This is a genomic window from Fusobacterium ulcerans, assembly GCF_003019675.1.
In the GTDB taxonomy this organism is placed as follows: Bacteria; Fusobacteriota; Fusobacteriia; order Fusobacteriales; family Fusobacteriaceae; genus Fusobacterium_A; species Fusobacterium_A ulcerans.
In genome coordinates this window covers 2,851,885-2,865,409 of the sequence record NZ_CP028105.1, presented here as the reverse complement: position 1 = coordinate 2,865,409, position 13,525 = coordinate 2,851,885, and the positions used below count along the sequence as shown (strand labels likewise).

Genomic DNA, 13,525 nt, shown 5'->3' with positions numbered 1-13,525 from the left:
TATTTTAAAACTTTTTAATTTATTTATGATTCATGTTTATTTCTCATGACCATATCTCCATCTATAAGTATAAGCCCATCTTTATATAACTCCAATATAGCAAGAAATATATATACAAGGTGCATTCTGTTCTCTGCTTCTCCAAAAAGAGAATCAAAAGTTCTATTTTGTGAGAAAGTCTTTAAATACAATCTATCCATTTCATCTTTCAATGTATACTGCTTGTCTAAATGAAGTTCCATATATTCATCATCTTCATTTTTCTTGAGATACTTTACATATGAACTATATAAATCCCCAGCTTTCAACTTTGAAAGATCATATTCTTTTGCTACTTTTTTAATTATCTTTCTTCCTTCACCTCTGGAGTAAGAGATATTATACTCATTTTCCATCTCTGAAACTTTTACAGCTATTTCTTTGAAAAGTTTATAATCTTCCAGTCTTCTTTTCAGTTCTTTTTCTTTGTTTTGTTCATCATTAATAGTAAGAAGAGTAGAAGCTTTTATTTCTAAAAGTTCAGAAGCCACAACAAGAAATTCCACTTTTATGTGGAAGTTTTCATCTTTTGCCTGTTCCAGTATAGACAGATATTCATCTATTATTTGAGATATTTTTATTTCAGATATCTTCAGCTTTTTTTTGTCTATAAGATGAAGAAGAAGGTCCAAAGGCCCTTCAAAATTATCTATCTTTAGAACTATATCCATTTTTCCTCACTTTTACAAAATTCTGCCAATTTTTAACATCGTTTCCTATTACCTGTTTAAGTTCATCTACAGAATTGAATTTCTTCTCATCTCTCATGAACTTCATTATCTCTACATATATTTTTTTCCCATAGATGTCTCCATCAAAATCAAGTATATGTACTTCTACACTTCTTTCACCCGGCTTTAATGTAGGATTGACTCCTATGTTTACCACTCCGTATCTTTCGATATCTTCTCCCTCTATTTTCACCATAGCACCATATATTCCAAAAGGAGGATATAGTCTATTTGATAGTTTGATATTGGCAGTGGGAAAACCAAGCTGTCTTGCAATTTTTTTACCATGTATTACTTCACCAATTATCAAAAACTGATGTCCCAGATATCTGTTTACTTTTTCAAATTCTCCTCTTTGAATACTTTTTCTAATAAGAGTAGAACTGATAATTTGATCATCAATTGTTACAGCAGGTATTTCATTAACTTTAATACCCATGCTCTCGCCTATTTCTATAAGGTCTTTAGTTTTTGCCTTTCCACCTTCTCCAAATGAAAAGTTAAATCCAACAAAGATTTCTTTGCTGTCTACATCTTTTTTCAATATTTCTACAAATTCCACAGCTGTTAAATCAGCAAATTTTTTATTAAAAGGCTGAAGTATGAGGTAATCTATCCCCATACTTTCCAGTATATATATCTTTTCTTCTAAAGTATTGATACATTTAGGTGTTTTTGAAGCATCTATTATTTCCATAGGATGATTGGCAAAAGTAAATACAACAGAGATTCCATTGTTTTCCTTAGCTTTTTCCACAGCTGCCTCTATCAGCTGCTGATGCCCGTAATGTATTCCATCAAATGTTCCTATGGCAACATAACTATTGTGGAATTGTTCCTTTGTATCAAAAATGTCGTTGATTATCTTCATATTGCTTATTCCCCTATTCTCTTTCTTCCTCTAAAAGATTGTTGTAAATTTCTTCTATTCTTCTAAATCTGTTTCTTACTCCTGATTTTGATATACCAATCATTTCAGCTATTTCTTGAAGAGAACTTTCAGGATTCTGTAATCTTAAAAATGCTACTTCTTCCAACACAGGACTCAAGGTATTCAGACCGAGTACTTTTCCTATATAATTTATCATTTTTATTTGATTATTACCAGTATTTAATGTTTTAGTTTCATTGGCAACTTCCCAGTTCATCTCTCTGATAGTTTTATTTTTCAAATCTTTTATCATCGTAGTCTCTTCATATTTAAAGAAAGCCTGTATCGTACCTATCATTACCATTACATCCATTATATCTTCTGAATTTCTAAGATATACAAGAGGTTTATTTCTCTTTTTAGTCTTAAATACTTTTTTCCCTTTTTCCTGAAGAAGTTCATAAAGTTTCTCTGCTGCTTCTTCATTATCTATGAAAAAATCTAAAGCATATTCTTTCACTGGATCTTTTATATATCCACATGCTAAAAACATACCTTTTATAAAACCTTTAAGTATGTCTTCACTGGCTGATATCACCCCTGTAGATATATTCATCTTATTTACAAAATCTCTGTATCCTCTTTGCTTCTGCACAGTTATAACATATACATTGTGTTCTCCAAGTCTTCTGCTTGTAAGATATTTTATTCCAATAGTAAGATCGGTTATTTCTTTAAGTATCTTATATACTCTCTTTGCTAAAGGAAGATTTTCAAGTTTAAGTTCAACTTTATCTTTTCCTAATGCGTTCTTACTAAGCAGGACAGCAGATAGTTCAGCTGTTTTTTCTATCTCAGTGACCATCTCATTTGTTAATATCTCCTGCTTTACTTTAAAGGTATAAGACATTTCTGCTCTCCCCCCTGTTGATTTTAATTATTTTGTTTCTGCCCAGTTTTTACCAATATTAGTATTTATATCAAGAACTACATCGTTAAATTTAACAGAATTTCTCATGATATTTTCTATTATTGTTCTGTACTCTTCTACTTTTTCCTCTTTTATTTCAAATATAAGTTCATCATGTACTTGTAAAAGAAGAGATATATCCTCTTTGCCGTCTATAACTTTAAATATTTCTATCATAACTTTTTTTAGTATTTCAGCAGCAGTTCCCTGTATTACACTATTTACTGCCATTCTTTCAGCCTGATTTTTTATATTCTTATTCTTTGAAATTATTCCTTCTATTATTCTTCTTCTTCCAAAATAAGTTTCTGTATATCCATTCTTTTCAGCATAATCAATTATTGATCTTTCAAAATCCTTAACTCTAGGATACTGTTCAAAATATCTATTGATATAGTCTGTAGCCTCTTTTTGAGGTATTCCCAGTTCTTTAGACAATCCAAAAGCAGTTTTTCCATATATTATACTGAAGTTTATTGTCTTGGCAATAATTCTCTGCTCACGGCTTACTTCTTCCCCTTCTCCCAGTTCAAAGATTTTTTTCGCTGTTACTCTATGAAGGTCTTCATTATTTTTGTAAGCAGCTATCAGATTTTCATCTTTTGACAGCTCTGCCAAAACTCTAAGTTCAATCTGTGAATAGTCTATTCCCATAAGAACATTTCCACTATCTGCTATAAATCCCTGTCTTATTTTCATTCCTTCATCTGTTTTTACAGGAATATTTTGAAGATTAGGGTTAGAAGATGAAAGTCTTCCAGTAGTAGTTCCTATCTGATTAAATGTAGTATGAAGTCTATCCTTGCTGTCTACTAATTTAGGAAGAGCATCTACATATGTATTTTTTAATTTTGCATATTTTCTATATTCAAGTATATATGAAGCTATTTCCACTCCATCACTTTTTAATTTTTCCAATACTTCTTCATCAGTAGAAAGCCCTGTTTTAGTTTTCTTTACAGGGTCTAAATTCAATTTAAAGAACAATACTTCAGCTAATTGTTTAGGTGAATTTAGATTAAACTCTTCTCCTGCTATTTCAAATATTTTCTTTTGAAGATCACTTAACAATATTTCAAGTTCTTTTTCATATTTAGCAAAGTAAACAGGATCAATTTTTATCCCTTTTCTCTCCATTGCAGAAAGAACTTTGATAAGAGGCATTTCTGTTTTTTCAAGAACTTCAAGCAGATCTTTTCCTTTGATCTCTTCCATTGCTATACCATAAGTTTCCATTATTCCCTTACTTCTTTCTGTAAGAAATTTCCCATATTCTTCAGTTGAAAGGTTTCCCGGAGCCTCTTTTCCAAATTTTTCTGAATATGGAGCAATATCTATTCCAGACAGCTGTTCAAGAGGTATCTCTACTCCCTCTTTAGTTTGAGAAGATATCAAGTGATATGCTATCATCAAATCTACATCCATATTTTTTATTTCTACTCCCTCATTCAGCAGAGGTTTGAAATTATATGTTATAAATTTAGAATCAGAATTTCTGAAGAATTCCTTTATTTTATTAAAATCAAGATTTTTATGAAACAATGGTGTATGTCCTAGAGGAAGATAAAAATCATCTTTTAGAGAACTTACAGCAAATCCTGTTCCTGAATAAAAGAAAGCTAATCTCTTCTCTCCTGCTAATTTATCACTGAATTGCTTAAATTTTTCTTCATCATCTACTACTGTAAAGTTTCTATCTTTTGTTATTACTGCTGCTGGCTCATTTTCCTGTACAGGAGCAGTTGAGAATAATCCCATTTGAAGATTTGTATTTGCAGATTCAGGAGCTTTTTCTGCTGCTGCTGGAGCTGATTCCAGTCCCATTTTCTTTACAAGCACTCTAAATTCAAGAGTTTTAAACAAATCTAAAAGTTTTTTATTATCTACTGAATATTTCAGATCATCTATTGTACAGTCTATTGGAATATCTTTTTCTATAGTAGCAAGCTTTCTACTCATAAAAGCTATATCTTTATCTTCTATCATATTTGCTATAAGAGATTTTCCTATTCCGGGAATTTCAGTCAGTTTATCTATATTTTCATAAACACCTTCTAAATCTCCATATTTTTCAAGCATAGGGGCAGCTTTTTTAGGTCCAATTTTTCTAACTCCCGGTATTCCATCACTAGAATCTCCAATCAGTCCAAAAAAATCTGGAATCATTTTAGAAGTTACTCCCAGATATTCTACAACATCTTCATCTGTTTCTAATATTTTAAATTTATCTCCGCCCTCTCCTTTTCCAAGAAGAGCAATTTTGACATTTTTATCAAGTATTTGAGCTAAGTCCTTATCTCCTGTTACTACAATTACTTCTATTCCTTCTTTTGAAAGCTTTTGAGAAAGTGTTCCCATTACATCATCAGCTTCATATCCTTCTATTTTAAATCTATTTATATTAAACCCATCTAATAGTTCTTCTATTCTTGGTATCTGTAATAGAAGATCCTCAGGTACTGCATCTCTTTGAGCTTTATACTCACTGTATATCTCACTTCTTTTCAGCGAAGCTCTCTTCACATCAAAAGCCGCTCCTATATAATCAGGGGAGAATTCTTTTATAATACTTAAAAGTGTATTAGTAAAACCATATACTGCTCCTGTAGGTTCGTTTTTAGTTCTAAAATTCATGTTGGCAAAATATGCTCTATACATTATTGCACTTACGTCTAAAAGTACAGCTTTCTTCATTTTTTCTCCTCCATAGGTCTATTTATTTTCCATCTCATATTATATCATAAATATACACAAAGTCTTATATAAAATTTTGGGGCATTTTTATATTTTTAAAATTTTAGAATACCTGCAAATATTATATTTGAAATAAAAAATAATTATCTTTTGAAATTTTTCAAACATTCTCATTAATATTTAAAATTTTTGACATAAAAAAAGTACACCCTGAGATATTGTTTTTCCAATAACTTTGGTGTACCTTAGATCATTAAAATAATTCCTAGTCAACTTTTACTATCTTAGAAAGCTTAAATTTTACTGTTTTCTTAGGAAAGATTTCTAAACGCTCTCTTGTAGCAGGGTTTGATATCACTCTTGGCTTTCTTTCCAACACTTCAAATGTTGCCTTTTCGTGAAACTTTACTTTTCCATCTGTCATCAAAGCTTCATTTAATGTTTCCATAAAATCATCAATCTCTTTTAAAGCTTTTAGTTTACTTATTTCTCCATCAGTTTCTCTTCTGTATAATTCAGCTAATTGACTCTTATTCATTATCATCACCACTTTCATTATTTATAAGATCTAGAAGTCCTTTTCCGGCTCTGAATTTTATTGTCTTTTTAGGTTCTGTATATATCGCTTCTGTTGAAACAGGAACTATTATTTTTCTTCCTTTCATTTCTCTAGTTTCAAATACTCCCCAGTCTTTAAATTTTACTTTTTTCTCTTCTTCTAATGCCTTAAAAAGCATTTCCCAAAATCTGTCAATTTTTTCTTTTACAATTTTTTTATCTTTATCTCCGCTTCTTTTCTTATATAATTTTATAAAATCTGCTTCCTTCATATTTTTCCTCCTAAAATTTAGAATTAAAGAATTTTAATACCAAATTCTAGCACCTTAATGGTTTTTTGTCAATAAGACAAGATAAAAATAGTTTATTTTATTTCTTTGATAGAAAAAAACAGGGCTTTAGTATGCCCTGTTTTTATTTCTGCTAGTCTACTTTCTTTTCTTCATTGATCCTCAAAGAAAGATTGCTTCCTGTTCTGAATCTAACTGTTTTTCTAGGTGTTGAATATTGAATTTTTTTAGTGTTTATATTCATTATTCTTCTAGCTGGAACTACTTTCTTTTCAAATACTCCCCATCCTCTAAAACTTACTGATTCATTTTCTTCCAATGCTTCAAATAATGTATCCCAGAACATATTTACTTTCTCTTTAGCTTCGTTTAAACTTTTTAATCCTCTCTTTTTTTGATATAAAGTCAAAAATTCTTTTTCTGTCATTATGCCCACTCCTTTTTGTAATTAAAATTATTTAAAACAGGTACGCCTGCTTCCTATCAAAATCTTTCTTCACGTTTTACACTTTAGGTATTCATAAAAAAATGAAATTTCCTTTTATTTTTTTGTTCTAAACCTCAATAAAATGGACATTTCATTATTTTTTATCTATAAAGCTGAAAAATTAAGACTGAATTTTTTTTATTTTTTTTGTTGCCAGTCGTAAAAACTTATTTAAATATCAAATTGTTTTTAGAGCACTTTTCTGATATAATTATATCATATAGGTAAAAATATTAGGAGGTTATTAAATGAACTTAGTTGTTTTAACTGGAAGATTAACTAGAGATCCTGAATTAAAATTTGGACAAAGCGGGAAAGCTTATTCTAGATTTTCACTTGCAGTAGATAGACCATTCCAAAAAGGTGAAGCTGATTTTATCAACTGTGTAGCTTTTGGAAAAACTGCTGAACTTATAGGTGAGTATTTAAGAAAAGGTAGAAAAGTTGGAGTTAATGGAAGACTTCAAATGAATAGATATGAAGCAAACGGAGAAAAAAGAACAAGCTATGATGTACTTGTTGAAAATATTGAATTCCTAGAAGCTAAAGGTTCTGGAGATTCTGCTGGTTATGAGCCTCATGACTATGCAGCAGCTGCTCCTGCATCAGCTCCTAAGCCATCTGTAAAAGAAGCAGAGGATGTTCCTTTTGATGATGACGATGAGTTTCCATTCTAGTTTTGTATAAGGTAATTTAGGCTGTAGAAAAATTTCTACAGCTTTTTTATTTATAAAAAAGAAATAAGCACCCACAATGCAGGTGCCTATTTCATAAGAGTTTGTTAATATTATATAATATCTATTTTTGTAAGAAGCTTTGAATTTCTGTTTTAGGGAATCTTATTACAGGTTTTCCTTCTGATTTTGGTGATAATTCATACTCTTCAAATAGGAAACATATATCATCAAGCTCAAAATACATAGAGGCATTTCTGATATTTATTTCTGGCTCATCAAAGAATACTGTAACTTTATCTCCATTTGAATTTAAAACTACTCTGTCGCTATTACCTTGAACCATAGCATTTAACTGCTCATTTAAATATGCTTCTCCCTCTTTTGTGAAAACATCATCAAAAGTAATAAGTTTTCCATCTTTGTTTTTTACATTGATACTTTGAGATGCTCCATAACCATTTGCATCTCCTTTAGAAATTCCATATGATCCCATAAGTATAGAAGTCACTCCAAATGAGTTATCAAAAGTTTCAAATCCTTCCTCATAAAATTCAGGTGTATCTTCCTCTCCTTTTTCTATTGAAGCAATAAGAGCTTTTGCATCAGATGCCAATTCCTCATTTAATTCTTCTATATTTTTATTCCCAGTTCCTTTTATTTGAGGAACTGTAATGTTATATGAGAAAGTGTCACTTTTCTTTTCAAAAGAAAGTTTGTCCACTGTTATATCTTTGGCACCTCCACAAGCAGTAAATAGTACAACTAGCATTGAGAAAAATATTTTTTTCATTTTTACCTCCTTAAATTTGAACAGTCGTTCTAATGTATATATTCAAATAATTTGAGGCAACTCCTTTAAAATTTTTTTAATTTTCTTTATAAAAAATACCTTAAATACTATATTTAATTAAAAGATTCTTTAAGATTAAGAATCTCTACGAGATCAAAAATAAAATGAATGACAGATAAATAAAAAGGCAAAGATTTCTCTCAAGAAATTTTATTATTTGTTAAAGCAAAAAAAGGCAGAGAAAAAATTCTCTGCCTTAATTAATTATTTTATTTTCTGGATATTTCAAATAATTATATTAGTGCTTGCAGTTATGCTCCTCATGGTGATCATGATGGTGATGTGCACAAGCAGCTCCATTTGAAACAAGATTTCCTTCAAGGTATGTTTTCAATATATCTTCTATTTTTCCACTTGCTCCCAGTATAACTTCTGTTCCATTAGCTTTTAACATATCAATAGCTCTTTGACCCATTCCTCCAGTAATAACTACATTTACTTTTTGCTCAGCTATAAATTTAGGGAATACTCCTGGTGCATGTTCTGGTGCTACTGCGATTTCTTTTTTTACAGCTTTTCCATTTTCAATAGTGTATATTGCAAATTTTTCACAATGTCCAAAGTGCCCTTCTAACATTACCTCGTCATTTGTTGAAAATCCCACTCTTAAAATTTCGTTACTCATTCTCATCATCTCCATTTTCTATTTTTTCATCTGTATAGTTTGAATATGTATTTTTTAGCTTTATTGCTTTCGAATGTAAAAATCCATCCATTATCTTTTTTCTTCCAGAAGCTAATAATCTTTGTACAGTTCCTCTGGATACATTCATTATCTCTCCTGTTTCTATCTGACTCTTTCCTTCATAATCAGCCAATCTCACTGCTTCTAATTCATCTAATTCCAACTCTACTATCTCCATCTCTGACAATGGTATTCCTGTTGGTTTAAATATAGTTTCATTTTCTAATGTTCTACAGCATCTTCTCTTTTTTCCTCTAGGCATACAACCTCCTATTTGTGCATATGCACAATATAATTATAGTACTAACTCTTTTTAATGTCAATAGTTTTTTTATAAAAAAGACAGCTGCTTTATAGATAGCATACTGTCCTTGATATTTTAATTTCTAAAAAGTTTTTTATAGTTATTCATGAAGTAAATTACTGATGATAATGCAATCATTTCTGCTATTGGAAAAGACATCCACACTCCTATCATTCCAAATATATGTGAGAGCAGCCATACTGCTGGGATTACAGCTACAAATCCTCTTGTGATAGAAATTATAAAACCTGTCTTTGAATGTTCCATTGAGCTGAAAAATACAGATGATATTATATTGATTCCTGCAAATAAGAATCCTGTAAAATATATATGAAGCCCATTTACAGCTAAAGCTGAAAGTTCTCTATTTCCTTCTTTGTTAAAAAAGGAAACTAGCTTATCTGCTGAAAAGAATACCACAATATAGACAAATACAGCAATAACAACCGATAGAATCATAGAGTATCTTAAAATATAGTAAAGCTGTTCTTTATTCTTACTTCCATAGCTTTTACTTACCAACGGCTGTACTCCCTGAGCTACTCCTGTAAATATAGCAATCACCACTAAAGCTAGATTAGCCACTACACCATACGCTGCTACTCCTGTATTTCCTCTCAATCCTAATATTACTATATTAAATACAATCAACACTATTCCAGAAGATATTTCAGTTATGAATGAAGAAGCTCCTGTTCCACATAATTCAACAACTTTATGTATATTTAATTTTTCTTTCTTCAAATGAAACTGATTTCTTTTCTTTAGTAAATGTACAGACATAACTCCTATACTGATGACTGGAGCTAATCCAGTTGCAAAAGCAGCTCCAAACATTCCCATTCCTAAAGGAAATATAAAGACATAGTCTAGTACTATATTTGAAAAACTTCCAAGAAGCATTCCAGTCATTGAAAGTTTGGGATCACCATCATTTCTTACAAATGCTAAAAATATATTATTCAATATAAAAAAAGGAGCAAAAGTCATAATTGTTTTAAGATATATACTTGTCATTTTAAAAGTTACATTATCAGCTCCTAGCAGATAACTTATTTTGTCTCCTAAAAATATCCCCACAGTTAAAAAAACCAAACCAATTAAAATTCCTATTTCTATTGAATAAGTAAAAATACTGTCTGCTTTGTCATTCTCTCCTTTAGCTTTTAATACTGCATATCTAGCTCCTCCACCTATCCCTATCATTAATCCAGTTCCATTAATAAAAGTATAAAGGGGTATAGCTAAATTTAAAGCTGTCAATCCATCTGTTCCCATTCCTTTGGAAACAAAATAGGTATCTGCAAGAATATAGCAGGACAGCCCTATCATTCCCATTACATTTAACGTTACATACTTTACAAAAGATTTAAGTACAATATTTTTTTCCATTTTTCTACCTCCAAATAAAAAAGCGTCCGATTATTCACATCTACTAAGGCCTAAAGATGTGAAATCGAACGCCTGATTCATGCTCTACCCGGCGGCAGAGTTACAGGTTTCCACTTATTCTTCTGCCATTATATCACATAATGGGTATTCTAATCAAATTTTCTATATCCTTTTTAAAATAAAAAAGTACACCATAAATATAGATTATCTCTAATATTTTTAGTGTACTATCATTATTTATATAATTTTTATTTTATATCTTCATAGTAAGTTATTTTATTTTTTCCAGAACATTTAGAAAAATACATAGCTCTATCTGCTTCTTCAATTAAATCATTTAATTTGCTATTTTTTTTAATATCAGTTATTCCTATACTTAATGTAACTTTCCATCCATCTTTAAGGCATGTTTTATAAACTTCCTCCATTATTTCTTCTATCAGCACTCTTGATTCTTCCAGTGGAAGAGATATCGTTCCAACAAATTCATCTCCACCCCATCTCACACTCATTCCATAGCTCTTAGTCATTTTACCAACTATCTCTCCTATATTAGTCAAAATAGTATTCCCAAATATATGTCCTTTAGTGTCATTAATAATTTTAAAATCATCTACATCAAGTAAGAATAATATAGTTCCTTTTTCTGCCCATTTATTTTCTTCCAATAGAAAACGCATTTCCAAAGCATCTGAATTTGGAAGCCCTGTAAGTTCATCCATTTTTGAAAGTACAAAAAGCTTATGATTATATCGTTTGATAATATAACTGCTTAATGCCATCAGCAATACAAGTATTAAGGAAGATATAGCTATATCTTTTTTAAGAAGAGAATGAAAAGAATCTCTTATAACTTGAGTGTTCTTTTCTACTACTAAATACCATTCAAGATTAGGTATATACTGCACAATTAAACAACTGCACATTTTATTTTTTCCATACCAATGAATCTTGGCATTTGAGTGCTCTGTAAAAATATCACATTTTACTTTAGAGAGTTTTTCATCTTCAAAAAGATTTACCATTTCTATGTTTTCTGAGTCTGTATCCACTTTTATCAAACCATTTTTATCAGTCAAAAAAGCATTTAAATCAAATTCATCTTCATAACTTTTCAAAAGCTTTTGAAGATGGTCCATTTTAATCCCTACTCCTACTACCCCTAAAAGTTTTCCTTCTTTATTTTCTACTCGACAATCAACAAATATTGTAAGAGTTTCATTGTTTACTTCATCATAATCTATATTCAGCATATATGGCTTATTTTTATTTATAAAATTATAATACCATATATCATGTTCATTCTCTTCATTAACTATCTTATTTATTCCATCATAAAAGTAATAAATATTTGTTCCAGCAGAAATAAGAAATGCAGAATCATATCCATATTTTTCCTTGATAGCATATAAGTATTCTTCAACGACTTCTTTATATTCATTATTATTTATATTTTCTTTTTCATGTTTCAGCCAGCTCTTCAAAAAAGTGTCATTAGCCATAGTTTGGGCTACAAAAAGAGGTTCTATTAATTTCCCATCTATTTTTGAATATAAAGTTGATGAAGTAAGTTTTGAAATATTTTCAACATCATCTTCTAATACCTTTTTATAAGTATTATAACTTGTTGATGTTATTCCTAAAAAACCAGCAAATATTATCAAACAGAGTATTATATTGGTCTTCAGCAAAATATGCTTCTTCATTAACTCCTCCCAAAATATTTTTAGATATGTCATATATCTCCTTTTTATCTAAATTACATAAGTATAGTTTTTTTACAAGAACAATTATATCCTTTATTTCAAAATTGTTCAAGAATTTTTTAATAAAATTTCTTAATAAATTATAATTAAAATTATCAATTCTATGAAATTTACATTCATTGTTAATAATATCCATACTTTTAATTTTTCAAAAAATTTCTTTTTCTAAAATAAATATTTATTCCCTTTATTTATTTTAACAAAAGAGCTGCCAAAAAGGCAGCTCTTTGTATAGGTTCTATTGTTTGCAGACAATATTTCATATTTAATTAAAGCTCTTCTCCACATCTTTTAAGAAGTCTTTCCCATTTCAAATCTACATCTTTTTGAATTCTATCTATGATGTGTCTGTTTTGTGGTTTAAATAGATGCTTGAATCTTCCTTGTTTCTTTAAGAACTCTTCTACAGGTAGTTTTACTTTTGGTCTGTAGCTTAATTTCCATTCTCCATCTATTACTTCAAATAGTGGCCAGTAGCAAGTTTCTACTGCTAATTTACACATTTCCATTAGGTCTTCACCTTCATATCTCCATCCTCTTGGGCATGGTGCTAATATGTTTAGGAATGCTGCTCCTTCTGTATAGATTGCTTTTTCTGCTTTCTCATGAAGGTCTTTAAAGTTTCCTATAAATGTTGTCTGAGCTACATATGCTACATTGTGAGCTGATATTACATCTGTAAGATCTTTTCTTCCTTGTGGTTTTCCAGCGCTTTCTTTTCCTATTGGAGTTGTAGTTGTATCTGCTCCTATAGGTGTCGCTGATGATCTTTGGATACCTGTATTCATGTATGCTTCGTTATCGTAACATACATAAACCATGTCATGTCCTCTTTCCATTGCTCCAGAAAGTGATTGGAATCCTATATCGTAAGTTCCTCCGTCTCCTCCGAAAGCTATGAATTTATATGACTCGTCTATTTTACCTTTTTTCTTTAATACTTTGTATGCAGTCTGCGCTCCACTTATTGTTGCTGCTGCGTTTTCAAATGCTGAGTGAATAAATGAATCTTTCCATGCTGTATATGGATAAAGGAAAGTTGATACTTCAAGACAGCTTGTTGCACTGCATATTACTGCCTCATCTTCCTCTTTTAATGCTCTTAATACTCCTCTTACTGCTACTGGTGCTCCACACCCTGCACACATTCTGTGTCCTCCAGTAAGTCTTTCAGGTTTTTCCATTTCTTTTTTGAAATTATATGCCATATC

The 13,525-nt window shown here is 30.2% G+C and carries 14 protein-coding genes; 1 reads left to right on the top strand and 13 read right to left on the bottom strand.

All coding sequences use genetic code 11. The annotated features are described in order from the left end of the window. Positions 1 to 23 precede the first annotated feature (23 nt). From C4N20_RS13215 to C4N20_RS13185, 7 genes are all read right to left on the bottom strand, one after another. Complete coding sequence (locus C4N20_RS13215; RefSeq protein ID WP_005977902.1) at positions 24 to 710, bottom strand: segregation and condensation protein A; 687 nt, start codon at positions 708 to 710, stop codon at positions 24 to 26. Then, on the bottom strand, positions 685 to 1,641 hold the full coding sequence (locus tag C4N20_RS13210) for a bifunctional riboflavin kinase/FAD synthetase (protein WP_005977909.1): 957 nt from the start codon (positions 1,639 to 1,641) through the stop codon (positions 685 to 687). The genes C4N20_RS13215 and C4N20_RS13210 overlap by 26 nt, the downstream gene beginning before the upstream one ends. Before the next feature lie 13 nt (positions 1,642 to 1,654). Continuing rightward, positions 1,655 to 2,551 (bottom strand): DNA-binding protein WhiA, encoded by an 897-nt coding sequence (whiA, locus tag C4N20_RS13205; RefSeq protein ID WP_005977923.1) that lies wholly within the window; start codon positions 2,549 to 2,551, stop codon positions 1,655 to 1,657. Positions 2,552 to 2,578: 27 nt separating this feature from the next. After that, positions 2,579 to 5,305 (bottom strand): DNA polymerase I, encoded by a 2,727-nt coding sequence (polA, locus tag C4N20_RS13200; protein WP_005977926.1) that lies wholly within the window; start codon positions 5,303 to 5,305, stop codon positions 2,579 to 2,581. Between the two features lie 265 nt (positions 5,306 to 5,570). Next, positions 5,571 to 5,843 (bottom strand): HU family DNA-binding protein, encoded by a 273-nt coding sequence (locus tag C4N20_RS13195; RefSeq protein ID WP_005977929.1) that lies wholly within the window; start codon positions 5,841 to 5,843, stop codon positions 5,571 to 5,573. Beyond that, positions 5,836 to 6,135 (bottom strand): HU family DNA-binding protein, encoded by a 300-nt coding sequence (locus tag C4N20_RS13190; RefSeq protein ID WP_005977932.1) that lies wholly within the window; start codon positions 6,133 to 6,135, stop codon positions 5,836 to 5,838. Before C4N20_RS13190 ends, C4N20_RS13195 begins: the two co-directional genes overlap by 8 nt. Before the next feature lie 151 nt (positions 6,136 to 6,286). Further along, positions 6,287 to 6,580 carry an HU family DNA-binding protein gene (locus tag C4N20_RS13185; protein ID WP_005977934.1) on the bottom strand — a complete coding sequence of 98 codons (294 nt, stop codon included), beginning with the start codon at positions 6,578 to 6,580 and terminating at the stop codon, positions 6,287 to 6,289. A gap of 308 nt (positions 6,581 to 6,888) precedes the next feature. Here C4N20_RS13185 and C4N20_RS13180 point away from each other — a divergent pair, with 308 nt between their 5' ends. Continuing rightward, on the top strand, positions 6,889 to 7,317 hold the full coding sequence (locus tag C4N20_RS13180) for a single-stranded DNA-binding protein (protein WP_005977936.1): 429 nt from the start codon (positions 6,889 to 6,891) through the stop codon (positions 7,315 to 7,317). 121 nt (positions 7,318 to 7,438) lie between these two features. Here the strand turns inward: C4N20_RS13180 and C4N20_RS13175 are convergent, their stop codons facing one another. The 6 genes from C4N20_RS13175 to C4N20_RS13150 all read right to left on the bottom strand — a co-directional run bounded on the left by C4N20_RS13175 (position 7,439) and on the right by C4N20_RS13150 (position 13,522). Then, positions 7,439 to 8,107 (bottom strand): hypothetical protein, encoded by a 669-nt coding sequence (locus tag C4N20_RS13175; RefSeq protein ID WP_005977938.1) that lies wholly within the window; start codon positions 8,105 to 8,107, stop codon positions 7,439 to 7,441. Between the two features lie 298 nt (positions 8,108 to 8,405). Continuing rightward, a complete protein-coding gene (locus tag C4N20_RS13170; RefSeq protein ID WP_005977941.1) occupies positions 8,406 to 8,792 on the bottom strand; it encodes a NifB/NifX family molybdenum-iron cluster-binding protein in 387 nt (128 codons plus the stop codon). Then, complete coding sequence (locus C4N20_RS13165) at positions 8,785 to 9,114, bottom strand: DUF134 domain-containing protein (protein WP_005977945.1); 330 nt, start codon at positions 9,112 to 9,114, stop codon at positions 8,785 to 8,787. Before C4N20_RS13165 ends, C4N20_RS13170 begins: the two co-directional genes overlap by 8 nt. 117 nt (positions 9,115 to 9,231) lie before the next feature. Then, entirely contained in the window at positions 9,232 to 10,548 is a 1,317-nt protein-coding gene (locus C4N20_RS13160; protein ID WP_005977947.1) for an MATE family efflux transporter, read from the bottom strand. Between the two features lie 248 nt (positions 10,549 to 10,796). Beyond that, positions 10,797 to 12,254, bottom strand: coding sequence for a sensor domain-containing diguanylate cyclase (locus C4N20_RS13155; protein WP_005977949.1), 1,458 nt, complete (start codon positions 12,252 to 12,254; stop codon positions 10,797 to 10,799). 329 nt (positions 12,255 to 12,583) lie between these two features. Then, positions 12,584 to 13,522, bottom strand: coding sequence for a thiamine pyrophosphate-dependent enzyme (locus C4N20_RS13150; RefSeq protein WP_005978271.1), 939 nt, complete (start codon positions 13,520 to 13,522; stop codon positions 12,584 to 12,586). Between the last annotated feature and the right edge of the window lie 3 nt (positions 13,523 to 13,525).